Here is a 14,936-nt window from a genome sequence, read left to right as displayed (position 1 = left end):
ATCCGCTAGTCAGCACGCGACAAGGCCAGACGAAGCCCAAATGCAATAAACAAACAACCGGTAATGCGGTCGAGCACTTTCACTGTAGCTGGCTTTTTAAGCAGGTGACTTAAAGGCAAAGCCGCTGCTGTCAGCACAACAAACCACAGCACTGTCATGGCGCAATGAATAAGAGCAAGAAAAAGCGAGTATGCTGCGACAGACGCACCAGAAGGAACGAACTGCGGCAGGAATGTAATATAAAAGACCCCAATTTTAGGGTTAAGCATATTAGTCAGAAAGCCTTTACGTAAAAACTGACCAGCCGAACCTGAAATGGATTTTGCAGCCCCCTCCGCCTGAGCCATGGCCTCACGCGGGCGAAACAAAAATAACACACCAAGATATGTCAGATAGGCTGCGCCCGCCCATTTCACGCCTTCATATGCCAGTTCTGAGGCTTTAAGCACTGCGCCCAGCCCCAGTGAAACCACCAGCCCCCAGATCAGCAGGCCGATAATAATACCCAGCCCGGTTTGTGCCGCAGCACGACGCCCGCCCACAGCAACAGAGCGCAACATCAGCGCAGTATCAGTACCCGGTATAACGGTCAGCACTGTTGCAGCAGCCAGAAACGAAAGCATAAGAGGGATATCAATAGTCATAACAGCGGCCTTTTCTGCTGGCTTTCGGGCATATATATCCACTGTCCAGGAGTTTTTTAATAACCTTTTTGTGGGTCATAACGCAAAGGCACATCCTCCCCCCGCTCAAAAGCACGAATAACCCCGACAACATAATCTGCCCGTGCGGTGCGAGAAGCCTCTGATGCCACATGAGGCGTAATCAGCACTCCGGGGTGCGACCATAAAGGCGACTCTGCGGGCAGCGGTTCATGCTCAAACACATCAAGCACGGCATTATGCAACGTGCCATCATCAAGTGCTCGCAAAAGATCACTCGTAACGACAAGCCGGCCACGCCCCACATTAATCAGCCCCGCTGGTTTCTGAAGCTGTTTTAAAACATCGTAGGTTATAATTCCGCGGGTCAAAGATGTTTCGGGCAACAAACACACCAGAATGCTGCAGCTGCGCAAAAATATTTCAAGCTCTGCAGTTCCGGCGTAGCTGGTAATATGATCATAAGATTTTTTATGCTGCGACCACCCGACAACGGGAAAACCAGCCTGCACCAGGCTTTGTGCAACAGCTGAACCCAGCGCCCCCAGCCCCATAATACCAACCGGCGTCTCAGAGGACAGGCGCACCGGGGGCATACCCTGACGCGCCCATATCTGCTTATGCTGTGTGCTGTGCCAGCGCGGTGCCTCGCGCAGAAGAGAAAAGACAGCCCAGCGCACATAATCCTGCATCTGTGCAGCAGTTTCCTCCCCTCCCATACGAATAACCGGTAAATTTGCAGGCAGATCGGGGTCTGTCAGAATATGGTCAACTCCGGCTGCTACGCTCAGTATCGCTTTAAGGCGGGGCATCTGCGCAAGCCGTCCGGGTTCAGGCTGCCAGACAAAAGCATAGTCAATACTGGCCAGGTCAGCCGTTTTGTCGTGCCAGTCAATAACAGTCAGTTCAGGCATGAGGTGATTAAATATAGTTTGCCACACCACGAAAGACCCGGGACCACCCGCTTTCACTATAAGAGATAACATATCCCCTCCCTGTTGCTTAACGAACTCCGGGAAAACAATAACGATGCAGAAAAATTAATATCTCAGGCGTAATATATTTTCATCATATAGGCACATCCGCTGAAATATGTTTAAATTACATCTTCGTGACTGGTTTTTTCTTAAAACCCGTGTTGTGAAAAGCATTTTAACTATGCAACGTTGCGTCTAACTTACGGAGATATCATGGCAGCCTTTAAGCGTCATACCCGTTCCTCTCTCAAACTGGCTCTTTTTGCCACTGTCGGAATAGGGATTGGCTGTAGTTTAACTCCCGCCCACGCTGATGACACGCCTCCCGCAGCGCCGGAAGTGCTTATGCCGGCCTCGTCATTTGCTCCATGGGGGTTTAACCTGAGTGGTCGTGATACCGCTATCATCCCGGGCAATAATTTTTTCGAATATGCAAATGGTACTTACCTGAAAGATCTGACTATTCCGTCAGATATGACCAGCTATGGACCGTTTAATGCTCTGGCTGAACTTTCACGTCAGCGCGTGCAGAGCATTCTGGACGAACTTTCTGCACACCCGGTTAAAACACCGCATAGTACAGATGAAAAGCTCGGCACATTTTACGCATCCTTTATGAACGAAAAAGCCGTTGAAAAACGCGGCATCAGCCCTCTTAAAAAAGACCTGAAAACCCTTCGTTCTCTTACCGATGCACAAAGCTTTGCCACACTGTCAGGCTCAGCTTTCACATCTTTTACGACCTCTCCGTTTTCACTCAGCGTTTCACCTGACTCAAAAGACCCAACGCATTACTCAGTCTACCTTGATCAGGGCGGTCTCGGACTACCCGACCGTGACTACTACCTGAAACCTCAGTTTGCAGAACAGAGAAAAGCGTATCAGGCCTATATCACGCAAATCCTTACCCTCATCAGATGGCCAGAGCCCTCTAAAACGGCAGATGCTGTCATTGCCTTTGAAACAAAACTGGCTGAGGCACACTGGGCCCGCGCAGATATGCGAGACCCAAACAAAACCTATAACCCGATGACAGTCAGCGATCTGATTAAAACCGCGCCTGGCTTTGACTGGAAAAGCTGGATGCTTGCTGCCGGCCTGCCAGCTGAAGGCCTTGAAGCCAGCACCATTATCGTACAGGAGCCCTCAGCCATTACCGGAGAAGCAGCTGTTCTCGCCAGCACTGCCCCCGAACTGCTACGCTCATGGCAGGCATTTCACACCGCCAGCAACGCTGCCGGTTATCTGCCTGACGAATTTGTTCAGGCAAGCTTCACCTTCCATAAAGTTCTGAGCGGTCAGCCTGCTCTGCCAGCACGCTGGAAGCGCGGTGTCAGCGCTACAAATTCAGCAATGGGCATGGCATTAGGCAAGGTTTATGTTGAGAAATTCTTCCCGGCAGAAGACCGCGCAGCTATGGAGCAGCTGACTGAAAACCTCAAAACAGCCTTCCACACCCGCCTGCAGCACAACAGCTGGATGACGCCAGCAACACGTCAGGCTGCTCTGACCAAACTCGACAGCCTGGAAATTCAGGTCGGTTACCCCAAAAAATGGCGTGACTATTCCGGCCTTGAAGTGAACCTGAAAGACCTTTACGGCAACGTCAAAAATGGCATTGCTTTCGAGTGGGCTTATGAACTGAGCCACCTGGGTAAAACAGTTGACCGTGATGAATGGGATATGACCCCTCAGACAGTCAATGCCTACAACAACCCGCTGTTTAACGAGATTGTTTTCCCCGCAGCTATTCTGCAGCCGCCATTCTTTAACGCAAAGGCCGATGCCGCCATTAACTACGGTGCCATTGGTGGCGTTATCGGTCATGAAATGACCCATTCGTTTGACGATGAAGGGCGGCAGTTTGACGAACATGGTCGCCTGCGTGACTGGTGGACTAAAAAGGACACAGAGCGCTTTCAGAAACTGGCAGCCCGTCTGGGTGCTCAGTACGACGCCTTTGAAGTGCTGCCTGGTGTGCATGTCAATGGCAAGCTGACTATGGGCGAAAACATTGCTGATCTGGGCGGCCTGACCCTGGGGCTTGATGCGTATCACGCCTCACTGAATGGTGAGAAAGCTCCGGTTATTGATGGCCTGACAGGTGACCAGAGAGTCTTCCTCGGCTGGGCACAGGTCTGGCGCCAGAAACTGCGTGAAAACACAGTTAAAAGCCTGGTGGTGGTTGACCCGCACTCACCGCCGGAAGCTCGTGTAAACCTGCCCATGCACAACATCGATGCATGGTATAAAGCATGGAATGTCAAAAAAGGGGATGCGCTCTATCTCGCACCCTCTCAGCGCGTAAAAATCTGGTAACAGAACACCAGGGTCTTTCCTCTGCCAGCCAGAGGAAAGACCTTTACGTCAGGGCGTCACAACCTCATCAAGCCTGGCGGGTATAAAAAATGGTATACTCCCCTTACCCGGGCCACGCAGCCCCTTCTGTTCTGCAAACCATACACCTGCACTGACATCTCCCCCTGAAGGCAGCCAGCTCTGCGGTGTTGTCATCCAGCTCTGCATATCATGAGCCACACGCTCACCTCCCTGATCTCTGAGCAGCAGATGATGTCCCCCAGGGATCATGTCAAAACGTACATCTTTTTTCTCAGCTCTCCTGACAGATAAATCATGCCAGACACGTGCCATAGCAAAAGCCGGCACAAGCTGATCATTATCGCCATAGAGACATAGTATGTTACCCCGGTCATGCTTTGCCGCAGCCGCTGCCTGCTGCATCAGGGTTACAAGCCCCCGCAATGCTATCCACTGTGTTGTACGAAGTGTCAGCGGATCATAATAAAGACGAATAAGAGCGGCCATATTATCTGTAGCTACCACATGCACAGAGGCACTCTGTTCAGGCACAAGGGTATGCGGCGACAGCGATGCAAAAACTGATAACAGCATATCAGCTGTAAAACCCGGGTTCCACACTGCCGGAGCGAGCAGAATTGTCCCGGCAACAGCAGGGGCATCAGGCTGAGCCATAAGCACCATAAGCACCGCCCCTCCCATACTTTCACCGGCAAGATATATAGGCGTACGGGGATACATTTTTTTTAGCTGGTCAATCAGTTCTCGTGTATCAGCAACCATCCGCGCAGTACCTGCCCATGCACCACGTTGTGGTGCGGCACCAAAACCACGCTGATCAGGAGCTGCGACCGTTACCCCGGACTGCGTAAAAAACGAAGCCCGGCTTTCCCATGCATCGCGACTATCATTAAAACCATGCAAGGCAAGCAACACAGCTTTTGGCTGCCCCTGTGCTTTCCAGATACGCGCCGGCAACGCTGCGCCATCACTCATGGTAAATATATGGTCCGGTGCGACAAGCACAGCAGCCTGTTGCCAGCGTAGCGGAGGCTTTGGCGCAGGGGGCACGCCTGTCGTGCAGCCACTCAGCGCTATGAACATCCAGGCCATAACACAGCCGGCAATGACCCTCTGACACCATGATTTTAACATTGTAAAAATACTCAGAGACTCTTCGCTCACGGATATGGGAAGAAGAGTGAATGGAAACATTTTGTCTGCAGGGGTATCATGCCAGACAAGAGTGCAATACCAGAAACAGATCTGGCCTGGCCAGAAGACAAGGAACAGCCCTATGCTTATTCAGGCAGAAAACCAGACACCACGCCCGCGACTGGGCTATATCGAGACTATTGTTGTCGATTCCCGCAAAATATACTGCAATGGAGGCTCTGATACTCTGGGGCACCCTGGAGTATGGCTGAAAATAGGAGACCAGCAGACTGTTTGTCCCTATTGCTCACGCCTGTTTATTCTGCAGCCTGAATAATTACTTATCAACTTAATTTACAGGTATTTTATGTCCAGTTTTCGTTTCCGGCCATTACGCTCAAAGTCCCATAAAACGATTAAACTCTTCACAGCAGCCCTGTCTCTTGTCGTAGCTCAGGCAACTCTGCCTGCTTACGCACATGCAGAAAGCGGTGGTGATGTTCCGCAGATTAGCGACCTGAAGTTTGCCGCTGCAGTTCATCCTTACGCTTCTCCTGAGGCTGCACCGCAGGCAGTAAAGGACGCCTTTGAAGAAGCACAAAAAACAGACAAACTGGTTATGCTGATTTTTGGTGCTAACTGGTGCCCTGACTGCCTGATGCTTGAAGGCGCTTTAAAAAATGCATCCGTTGCACCATGGGTAAATAAGAATTTTGCCATCGCAAATATTAACGTCGATCATTTTCAGTACAATACAGACATTGCTGCAAAATTTGGCGTTAAAATTAGAGCCATTCCTCTTGTTCTGGTTATCACCCCCGCTGGCAAAGTGCTTAACAGTGACGGTACGCTGGCACTGGGCGAAGCCAGGAGTATGTCGGCACAGGCTATGGTGAATAAGCTCAACGAATGGAAAAACCGGCGATAACACCGGATGATCCGGACTTCTCACTTATCACATTCAGGGAAATGATAAATGACTCTGCCACAAGTTACTCTGAGCGATGGCACGACACTGCCAGCTATCGTATTTGGCACCTATAAACTTAATGGTGCCTCCGGCGTTGAAGCAATGAAAAATGCTATTGATGTTGGTTATACCGGGCTGGATAGTGCCTTCAACTATGAGAATGAGGGTGCTCTTGGCAGAGCCTTGCGCGAGTGTGGGCACAAGCGTGAAGATCTCCGCATCAGTTCAAAGTTGCCAGGCCGGCACCATGCCTATGATGAGGCTCTGGCAACGATTGAGGAATCTCTCTACCGTGCTGATGTTGAATATTACGACATCTACTTCATTCACTGGCCGAACCCGAAAGTGGGTAAATATGTCGAAGCATGGAAAGCACTGATAGAGGCCAAAAAACGCGGCTATGTGCGCTCTATTGCCGTCTGCAATTTTTTACCGGAACATCTTCAGCGCCTGCAGGATGAAACAGGCGTACTCCCTTCAGTTAATCAGATTGAGCTGCACCCTTATTTTCCACAGGCCGAAGCACGTGCCTGGCACAAAAAACATCATATCGTCACACAATCCTGGAGTCCCCTGGGGCGTGCTAATGATATTTTGCAAAACCCTGTTCTGAACACTATCGCGCAAAAACTGAATAAAAGCATTTCGCAGGTTATTCTGCGCTGGCACCATCAGCTTGAATGTATTCCTCTTCCTAAAGCTTCGGGTCGTAAACATCAGATTGAAAATATGTCAATTTTTGACTTCATCCTTTCTGATGAGGATATGAAGGCTATTGCTTCTCTGGCTCGCCCTGATGGTCGCACCTTTAATCAGGATCCTTCTTTTTACGAAGAATTCTGAAACTGAATGATATTCAGAATACATTCCGTGTTATGCTTTCGTCAGATATAACAACTTACGGAAAATGTGATCTGTATGGCGCTACCCACCTCTCCCGCGCTTCGTGGTCCGGTACTGCCGGCACTGATCGCCACAGCGGGAGACAGTGCCCGCCAGCGCTTTATGGAATTTTTTGCCGCGCAAATACGCAATCCTAATACGCGGCGGGCTTATGCAAGAGCTGTTTCCGGTTTTCTGTCCTGGTGTGATGACCATCATATCCGCCATCTGCCCGACATCACTCCGTTGCATGTTGCAACCTGGGTGGAGCTGGAAAACCGCAGAGTGTCAGCACCCAGTGTGAAGCAGGCACTGGCTGCCCTTAAACATATTTTTGACTGGCTGGTAACCGGGCAGATTATACCAACAAACCCGGCAGCCTCTGTACGTGGGCCTGCACATAGTGTGCGCGTTGGTAAAACACCTGTGCTCGAAGCTCATGAAGCACGCGCCTTACTGGATTCTATAGATATATCAACCAGTTCGGGCCTGCGGGACAGAGCTTTAATTGCACTCATGGTTTTTTCATTCGCGCGCATTGGTGCTGCTTTATCTATGCGGGTAGAGGATGTCTTTATTCAAAATCGCCGCCTGTGGGTACGTCTGAACGAAAAAGGTGGAAAACAACATGCCATGCCATGCCACCACACACTTGAAGAGTATCTGCATGCTTACCTTGACGGTACAGGACTGTCAGATACCCCAAAAAGCTGGCTTTTTTGTACAGTTAAACGCGGAACAAAGCATTTTTCTCAAAACCGCCTGGAACAGCCTGATGCCTACGCCATGGTCAGGCGCCGGGCAAAAGCCGCCGGTATCAAGACAGCAATAGGCAACCATACATTTCGGGCCACTGGCGTAACCACTTACCTTAAAAATGGTGGTACCCTCGAAAATGCGGCCGCTATGGCCAACCACTCCTCCACCCGTACGACGCAGCTTTATGACCGCAGACGAGACGATATCTCACTTGATGAAGTAGAACGCATCAGATTATAGCGACATCGAGGTGCTGGTCATTAAACCTTATTGTTTCTGGCCCATCTGGCAAATAACCTGAGGGGATTGCGTTGGACGCGTTTATTGCTCCGGAGGTTTAAAACCGGAGCATTTTGTACCTGATGTATATGATTTGGTTGCGGGGACCTGCGGCCAATGAAAAAGCTGAGCACCGATACCGAACGGCAGATCGTTGATGAAGGCAATACGACGACGTATCAGGCCATTTTCATCGAATTCCTATTTCTCGTTGCCATAGGACCGGAAACACCGCTCTTCCTCGTCATGCCACTCATAGGCAAAACGCACTGAGATCCTGTTCTCCCTGTGCCCGGACCTCCTTTGACATGAGATTACCACACTCAGAAGGCATACATTTAACATTTATAACCTATAGCACCTAAACGGAAAAAACCCTCATAAGAGCCATCAGGAAAATCAACTTCCCATAACTCTGATGTCAGAAATAAATTACAATAACCAGAAGATCTTCTCTCCCGCCAGATGATTAAAAAATGGTGATGTATGGCGAAAAAAGCTTCCCTTTCGATAAGTCACGCTACGTTCTTTATTCTTGCGGCCCTATTACTCGGTATGCCAGGCCATGGAAATGCACAGGATCGTCGCCACATTCGTGAGCCAGAACTGCCTGCCCATGTCTGCGTAAAGCTCACATCAGACGATATACCCGATGCGCACAACCTCCAGGAAGCCATTAATCACTGCCCTTCAGGTCAGGCAGTTCATCTGACCCAAGGTCTCTTTGTTAGTAACCCACTGGAAATGAAATCAGGCGTGTCGCTCTGGCTGGATAAAGGGGTTATTTTAGCTGCCACTTCAGACCCTCAGGCTTATGATCGTGGCACAGGAGCATGCGGCACCCTCGACAACAAAGGGAAAGGCTGCAAGCCTTTTCTGACATTCCGGGACTATAGCGGTGGAGGCATTTATGGCGATGGGGTTATCGATGGTAACGGCGGCCAGGTAATAGAGGGTAAAGATGAAACATGGTGGCAACTGGCACGTCGCGCGCAACGCGAGCATAAACATCAGAATGCCCCACGCCTCATTCAACTTAACAACACCCACGATGTCACTTTCTACCGTGTAACTTTACGCAATTCTCCTAATTTTCATGTTGCTATGAATGGGGTAAAAAGAGCGACCTTCTGGGGCGTAAAAATCGACGCACCAGCCAGCGCCCGCAACACCGACGGCATTGATCCTGGTAATTCTGAGGATGTTACCATCACTCAGAGCTTTATCCGTACAGGCGATGATAACATTGCCATTAAAGCTGGGCCAAATGGAGGAACACATAACATCTCCATCACCGACAACCACTTCTACAAGGGTCACGGTATGTCTATTGGCAGCGAAACACAAAATGGTGTGCATGATATTCTGGTCCGCAATCTGACACTGGACGGAACAACCTCAGGCATTCGCATTAAAAGCGATGTAACGCGAGGTGGACTGGTAGAGCACGTCCTCTATGAGGATGTATGCATGCGCGCAAACCGGTGGGCTGTAAATTTCGATACCAGTTATGATAAAGAAGCTGTCGGATCTGCTATTCCTGTCTATCGTGATATCACTCTGCGACACGTAACGAGTGACGGTGGCCAGTTGGTAGCGCATGGGTTTGATAAGGAACATGCGCTTGATATTACGCTTGATGGTGTGCATTTTCCTGAAAAAAACCAGTGGGATATCAGTAATACCCAGCTGCATACAGGCCCCTTACAGGAAGGAGCCCCTGATTGCTCAGCTCAGTTCGTCCCATTCCCCGAAAACTCTCCGAAAACTATTTATACTGTCGGTAGTGGAAAAAGCTTTACCAGTATTCAGAATGCTCTTTCAGCAGCTCCGGATGGAGCCACCATTGCGATCTATCCCGGCACGTATCGCGAGGTAGTGCATGTTACACGCCCTGATATGCACCTGATCGGCATGGGACGCACGCGTGAGGAGACAGTGATTGAGGGGGACCGTGCCGCGTTTGAAAGTGGTGGCACCGGAAAATCTGCAATCGTCTTTGCCGAAGGCGATGGTGACACGCTCGAGCATCTGACAATCACTAACCGCTTCCACTGGAAGCATCCGGACATTACGAAAGACGCCCAGGCTCTGGCTCTTTCAGCAACAGGAGACCGTCAGCATTTTTCTGATCTGCATCTTACAGGCTATCAGGATACACTTCTGGCAGCCGGTCACGGATGCAGAGAGGACAGAGATTGCCGCCCTGCACGCCAGCTTTATCAGGATAGCCGGATTGATGGTGCAGTGGATTTTATTTTTGGCGATGCTCTTGCCTGGTTCGAAAGAGTGGAATTACACGCCCTCGGACGCCCATTTGTCATACTCACGGCCCAGGGGCGGCGTAGTGCGGATCAACCCAGCGGCTATCTGTTTCATCAGTGCAGCATTACTGCCGACAATGATGTTAAGGAAATCAGTCTTGGGCGGCCATGGCGCGACTACGCGACCGTCGTTTATAAAGAATGCAGGATGGACCCGCGTGTACTCCCCTCAGGCTTTACAGAATGGAACCACCTCAACCGGTTAACTACAGCTCGTTACGGTATTGTGGATGCCAGTGGAACCGGTGCAGCTAAAGGACCACGCGAGCCACACATGCTGGCTGTCAGCAAAGAACTCCGTCAAATGATATCAAATCCTTCTGTTTTCTGGAAAAACAGCCTTTGAAAAACTTATGATTACCGATCAGAGGATAATTTTTAACCGACACAAATCGTGACACTTCTACAAAAGAACAGTGCTTATGTTTTTTAGTTTAAAAATCATACTCTCAGTAATGACCTTACCTCTTCCCCCTCAGGCTGCGGCACTCGTCGTGTTATACTGCCGGCAAGCTTCAACATAGGCGTAAGAAACATGGGCAAATTTACGAGCCTGCCACTGATGGTAGTCGCGTACAAGCCGGGCTGATATCCAGCTTTTTCGGCCTGTTTTACCGAAATCGTTTTCTGCCTCGATTTTTTTCAGAAGCCGCGCGATATTCCCACGCGAAACACCATAACGCTGCGCCATAGCATTGGCACTGTCGAGGACAATTTCTATCCGTTCTATGTCGCCTGCGGGTGATTCTGTTACAGTCTTGGTCATTTCATTCAGAACGGACATGCCAACCGTTGTGCTGACAAGTTGTACAATAGACTGCGGTGGGGCTCTTAAAAAAGCATCCTGCAGCATTAATCTGGCAAAAATCGGATGCATGTGATTAAGGATTTCTGGCGTTACACGTGTAACCTCACTCCTGCCCGCTCCGTCAATCTGGTCAAGCGCCTGCAAATTGACGCTAAGATAGACATGGAACATCTGCTCAGAAAAAGCGCTCATCTGATAGGCGCGCACCCGGCCATCCTGACTGGGAATGGCTTCTATATAGCCAAAATTCTGAACTTCCTTGAGGTAATTTGTAACCGTATTCGGGCTGACCATACTGCTATCTTCAATCAAACCATACAGGTTGGTTGCGGTCAGCGGGGGAGCTGAAGGGTCAACCCGTCGCTGAAAATGTAACAAAAGAGCCGCATGCGTCAAAACCCATCGTCTTACATCGGCCACGTAACGCACTTCACGCGGCATCTGCTTGTGAATACTCAGTAATGCCTGATTGCAGAAAGCCAGACATTTCATGAAATGCGGCAATCCAGCGAGCGCCTGAGCTTCATAAACCGGTATATCGCCTGTCATACCCACCTCTGCACTTATCCTTCCCATGCGATGACACAGTCAGTTGCCTGCTGCCCCCAACATCGCGTTTGTCGCATTTTTGGGGATACCGCAAAATCAATCTTGATACGATATAAAAACTAATCAAAAACAAGGAAATATTGTGTTTAGCCGATCATCTTTAATGAAATCGGTTCGTTGATCATTTCCACTCTGCAGAAGCACCTCTTCCATATCCAGCCCCACAGAACTGAAGACTGACTGATGACTTTGACAACCCGCACGCTTCTTCTTGGCATAACCGCCCTCACCCCCGGCTTTGCCTGGGGACAGGCCCTGCCCACGGGCGGCACCTATGTAGCGGGGGCTGGCAGTATCAGTACGACAGGGGGCACCACTACAATCGACCAGTCATCCGCACGCGGGGTCATTAACTGGCAGGGCTTCTCCGTCGGAGCAGGCGCCTCGGTCCGGTTCAACAACGGCAGTGGCGCCACTCTCAACCGCGTAACGGGTGCGCAGACTTCCTCCCTGCTGGGGCATATAGGCGCCACCGGCACGGTCTTCCTCATCAATCCCAATGGCGTAGTGATAGGGCCTGGCGGAACAGTAGTGACCGGCGGCAGCTTTATCGCCTCCACGCGTGATACGCCCAACAGTACGTTCATGAAGGGGGGCAACGTCATTCTGTCCGGCAGCTCTGCCGGCACTGTCACCAATGCGGGCAAAATCACCAGCACCAGCGGCAATGTAGTGCTGGTGGGGGCCAGCGTCACCAACAAAGGTACGGTCAGTGCTGCGGGCGGCACGGCGGCTCTGCTGGCGGGCAATCAGGTGGTGCTGAGCGAGGTCGATGGCCCGTCGGGCATTTATATCGTGGCAGACAGCAAGGCAAAAGGCAACGTAACCAACACCGGGCGGATCAGGGCTGCCGCCGCCACGCTGGCCTCGGCCGGTGGCAATGTCTACGCGCTGGCGGGCAACCGTGAGGGGCTGGTGCAGGCCACCGGCACCACAAGGGTGAACGGGCAGGTCTGGCTGAGCGCACCTCACGGCACAGTAACAGTTGAAAGCACAACGCTAAAGGCCACCAGTGCCGATGGCTCAGGGGGTATCATCCGCGCCAATGGCAGGGCCGTGAACCTTCGCGGTAAAGCCGTGCTGAATGCCTCGGCCAGCAAAGCCGGACGTAAGGGGGGGCATATCCTTGTTGGCACCGACAGCATGGGCGGCACCAACCTGGCCCGCAGCACCACCCTGGCTTCGGGCGTTACCCTGAAAGCAACCGGAAAAGGCACAGGAGCTGGCGGCACAATCGAGACCTCGGCCCACACACTGGCCGTGGGAGCTGCTACCATCAGTGCCGGGCCTGGTGGCAGCTGGCTGCTCGACCCTGATGACCTGACGATCGACAGTAACGCGGCCAGCACCATCAATAGCGCACTTAACAGCGGTACCAATGTAACCGAGCAAACCTCGGCCGCCACCGGCAACATCGCTGGCACTGGCACGAGCAGTGCGGGCAATGGAGATATTCTGCTCAACGCCGCTCTGAGCTGGAACAGCGCGGCCCGCCTGATCCTGTCCTCCTATCACTCCATCACTCTCAATGCCGATATCACCGTGGGCGGCGCGGGTAAGCTGACCCTGACCACCAACAACAACATCGGTGGCACTGGCACAGGAGATGGAACTCTGAACTTCGGCACCTCCAGCGTCCGGTTCACCAGTTCCTCCCTGACCGCCGCCAGCACAACGAGCAACAGCCCGCTGACCATCGATGGTCATAGCTACACGCTGATTACCAGCCCCGGCGATTTACAGAATGCCGTTGGCGTATCGGGCTATTACGCTCTGGCCAGACCGCTCGACATGAGCAGTATCAGTAATTTCACGCCTCTGACGCCCGGTGGCTTTTACGGCACCTTTAACGGGCTGGGTAATACCATCTCAAACCTCGTGATTAATAGTGGTGCCGACGATGTGGGGCTATTCGGGCAGCTGATGGGCGGAACCATCAGCAATGTCGGCCTTATAAAAGGAAGCGTGACCGGCACAAACACAGCCGCGTACTCAACAGCAGGCAGCCTTGTCGGTGCGAATAATTTTGGTACGATCAGCAATGTCTACGCGACAGGGAACGTGAACGCCACAAATAACGAGACAGGTGGTCTGGTCGGCATGAATAATCAGGGCACGATCAGTGAGGCCTACACGACCGGGAACGTGACCGGTACAAATAACTACACAGGTGGTCTGGTCGGCATTGGTGATGGTACGATCAGCAATGTCTACACAACAGGGAACGTAACCGGCATAGCCATGACTGGCGGCCTTGTCGGTGAGGATAGTGGCACGATCAGCAATGCCTACGCAACAGGGAACGTGAACGGCGGCGGCTACAACGCAGGCGGTCTGGTCGGCATGAATGAGGGCACGATCAGCAATGCCTACGCGACAGGGAACGTGACCGGCGGCAGAAGTGGCGGTCTGGTCGGCATGAATGAGGGCACGATCAGCAATGCCTACGCAACAGGGAACGTAACCGACAGCAGAAGTGGCGGCGGTCTGGTCGGCATGAATAATTATGGCACGATCAGCAATGCCTACGCGACGGGGGGCGTGACCGGCGTCACAAGTGGCGGCCTTGTCGGTGAGAATCAGTTTAGCACGATCAACAATGCCTACGCAACAGGGAACGTAACCGGCAGCAGAAGTGGCGGCGGTCTGGTCGGTAAGAATGATTCTGGCACGATCAGCAATGCCTACTTTGACACCAGTACTTCCGGCACCACGGCGAGCATTGGAGAGGGCAACATGTCGGGCGGCAAAGGCCTGACTACTGTGCAGTGGCTGACCGAAGGGCCGATGGTTAGCGGCAGTCCTTACAGCTTCACCGATCCGGGTGCCTGGGTTTCAGGTTCGCCTTATCCGATACTTGCCGCCCTGCCCCATATTGTGATCAGCAGCACAGGGGCACAGACTTACGGGCAGAGTGCCTTTTCTGTCAGTAGTCTCACCTTCACAGATCAGAACAGCAATAACGCATCGTCCCTCGTGGATACAAGCAACCTGAAATGGTATAGCCCGCTTCTCTCATCGACGAGCAATGCCGGAACAACGGGGGCCATGTATGGCACCGGCGCCACGGCAAAGGGTTATCAAATCACCTATCAGGCTACTGATACTGTCAGCAAGGCTGCCCTGGCCATTACCGCCCTGAACCAGACAGGCATCTATGGACAGAACCCCACACTGAATAAGACTGACTTT

At 51.8% G+C, this 14,936-nt stretch carries 11 protein-coding genes and 1 pseudogene; 7 read left to right on the top strand and 5 right to left on the bottom strand.

The genetic code is table 11. From position 1 onward, the window contains the following. Positions 1–5: 5 nt before the first annotated feature. Together HK25_RS06700 and HK25_RS06695 are read right to left on the bottom strand one after the other, a co-directional pair. Positions 6–644 (bottom strand): LysE family translocator, encoded by a 639-nt coding sequence (locus tag HK25_RS06700; protein WP_086555154.1) that lies wholly within the window; start codon positions 642–644, stop codon positions 6–8. Between the two features lie 56 nt (positions 645–700). Then, positions 701–1,648: a glyoxylate/hydroxypyruvate reductase A gene (locus HK25_RS06695; RefSeq protein ID WP_086635720.1), complete on the bottom strand. Its 948-nt coding sequence runs from the start codon at positions 1,646–1,648 to the stop codon at positions 701–703. Between the two features lie 204 nt (positions 1,649–1,852). Here HK25_RS06695 and HK25_RS06690 point away from each other — a divergent pair, with 204 nt between their 5' ends. Further along, positions 1,853–3,958 carry a M13 family metallopeptidase gene (locus tag HK25_RS06690; protein WP_086635719.1) on the top strand — a complete coding sequence of 702 codons (2,106 nt, stop codon included), beginning with the start codon at positions 1,853–1,855 and terminating at the stop codon, positions 3,956–3,958. Between the two features lie 48 nt (positions 3,959–4,006). Here HK25_RS06690 and HK25_RS06685 read toward each other — a convergent pair whose 3' ends face one another. After that, positions 4,007–5,071 (bottom strand): alpha/beta hydrolase, encoded by a 1,065-nt coding sequence (locus HK25_RS06685; RefSeq protein ID WP_233127730.1) that lies wholly within the window; start codon positions 5,069–5,071, stop codon positions 4,007–4,009. 184 nt (positions 5,072–5,255) lie between these two features. Between HK25_RS06685 and HK25_RS06680 the strand changes: the two genes are divergently transcribed. The 4 genes from HK25_RS06680 to HK25_RS06665 all read left to right on the top strand — a co-directional run bounded on the left by HK25_RS06680 (position 5,256) and on the right by HK25_RS06665 (position 7,964). Next, positions 5,256–5,450: a zinc-finger domain-containing protein gene (locus HK25_RS06680; protein WP_086555142.1), complete on the top strand. Its 195-nt coding sequence runs from the start codon at positions 5,256–5,258 to the stop codon at positions 5,448–5,450. A 30-nt stretch (positions 5,451–5,480) separates the two neighbouring features. Then, positions 5,481–6,041 carry a thioredoxin family protein gene (locus HK25_RS06675; RefSeq protein WP_086635718.1) on the top strand — a complete coding sequence of 187 codons (561 nt, stop codon included), beginning with the start codon at positions 5,481–5,483 and terminating at the stop codon, positions 6,039–6,041. Between the two features lie 48 nt (positions 6,042–6,089). After that, positions 6,090–6,926 carry an aldo/keto reductase gene (locus HK25_RS06670; protein WP_086635717.1) on the top strand — a complete coding sequence of 279 codons (837 nt, stop codon included), beginning with the start codon at positions 6,090–6,092 and terminating at the stop codon, positions 6,924–6,926. 75 nt (positions 6,927–7,001) lie between these two features. Next, a complete protein-coding gene (locus tag HK25_RS06665; protein ID WP_086635716.1) occupies positions 7,002–7,964 on the top strand; it encodes a tyrosine-type recombinase/integrase in 963 nt (320 codons plus the stop codon). Positions 7,965–8,045: 81 nt separating this feature from the next. Here HK25_RS06665 and HK25_RS06660 read toward each other — a convergent pair. After that, positions 8,046–8,297: pseudogene (locus HK25_RS06660) on the bottom strand (DUF1348 family protein); the annotation flags it as partial. Positions 8,298–8,489: 192 nt separating this feature from the next. Here HK25_RS06660 and HK25_RS06655 point away from each other — a divergent pair. Further along, the gene (locus tag HK25_RS06655) at positions 8,490–10,673 is read left to right on the top strand and encodes a pectinesterase family protein (RefSeq protein WP_086635715.1); all 2,184 of its coding nucleotides are present in this window, start codon (positions 8,490–8,492) and stop codon (positions 10,671–10,673) included. A 129-nt stretch (positions 10,674–10,802) separates the two neighbouring features. Here the strand turns inward: HK25_RS06655 and HK25_RS06650 are convergent, their stop codons facing one another. Then, positions 10,803–11,684 (bottom strand): hypothetical protein, encoded by an 882-nt coding sequence (locus HK25_RS06650; protein WP_143295969.1) that lies wholly within the window; start codon positions 11,682–11,684, stop codon positions 10,803–10,805. A 243-nt stretch (positions 11,685–11,927) separates the two neighbouring features. On the opposite strand from HK25_RS06650, the gene HK25_RS06645 reads away from it, so the two are divergent. After that, the coding region (locus tag HK25_RS06645) for a GLUG motif-containing protein (RefSeq protein WP_143295968.1) at positions 11,928–14,936 on the top strand (3,009 nt) is incomplete at its 3' end.

It is taken from the genome of Acetobacter sp. DsW_059, assembly GCF_002153695.1.
Lineage (GTDB): Bacteria > Pseudomonadota > Alphaproteobacteria > Acetobacterales > Acetobacteraceae > Acetobacter > Acetobacter thailandicus.
This window is presented reverse-complemented; position numbering and strand designations above follow the sequence as displayed.

Excerpts from the sequence above, each read along its gene's own strand:
- HK25_RS06700 (WP_086555154.1), bottom strand. The coding sequence starts at position 644 with ATGACTATTGATATCCCTCTTATGCTTTCGTTTCTGGCTGCTGCAACA.
- HK25_RS06695 (WP_086635720.1), bottom strand. The coding sequence starts at position 1,648 with ATGTTATCTCTTATAGTGAAAGCGGGTGGTCCCGGGTCTTTCGTGGTG.
- HK25_RS06690 (WP_086635719.1), top strand. The coding sequence starts at position 1,853 with ATGGCAGCCTTTAAGCGTCATACCCGTTCCTCTCTCAAACTGGCTCTT.
- HK25_RS06685 (WP_233127730.1), bottom strand. The coding sequence starts at position 5,071 with ATGGCCTGGATGTTCATAGCGCTGAGTGGCTGCACGACAGGCGTGCCC.
- HK25_RS06680 (WP_086555142.1), top strand. The coding sequence starts at position 5,256 with ATGCTTATTCAGGCAGAAAACCAGACACCACGCCCGCGACTGGGCTAT.
- HK25_RS06675 (WP_086635718.1), top strand. The coding sequence starts at position 5,481 with ATGTCCAGTTTTCGTTTCCGGCCATTACGCTCAAAGTCCCATAAAACG.
- HK25_RS06670 (WP_086635717.1), top strand. The coding sequence starts at position 6,090 with ATGACTCTGCCACAAGTTACTCTGAGCGATGGCACGACACTGCCAGCT.
- HK25_RS06665 (WP_086635716.1), top strand. The coding sequence starts at position 7,002 with ATGGCGCTACCCACCTCTCCCGCGCTTCGTGGTCCGGTACTGCCGGCA.
- HK25_RS06655 (WP_086635715.1), top strand. The coding sequence starts at position 8,490 with ATGGCGAAAAAAGCTTCCCTTTCGATAAGTCACGCTACGTTCTTTATT.
- HK25_RS06650 (WP_143295969.1), bottom strand. The coding sequence starts at position 11,684 with ATGACAGGCGATATACCGGTTTATGAAGCTCAGGCGCTCGCTGGATTG.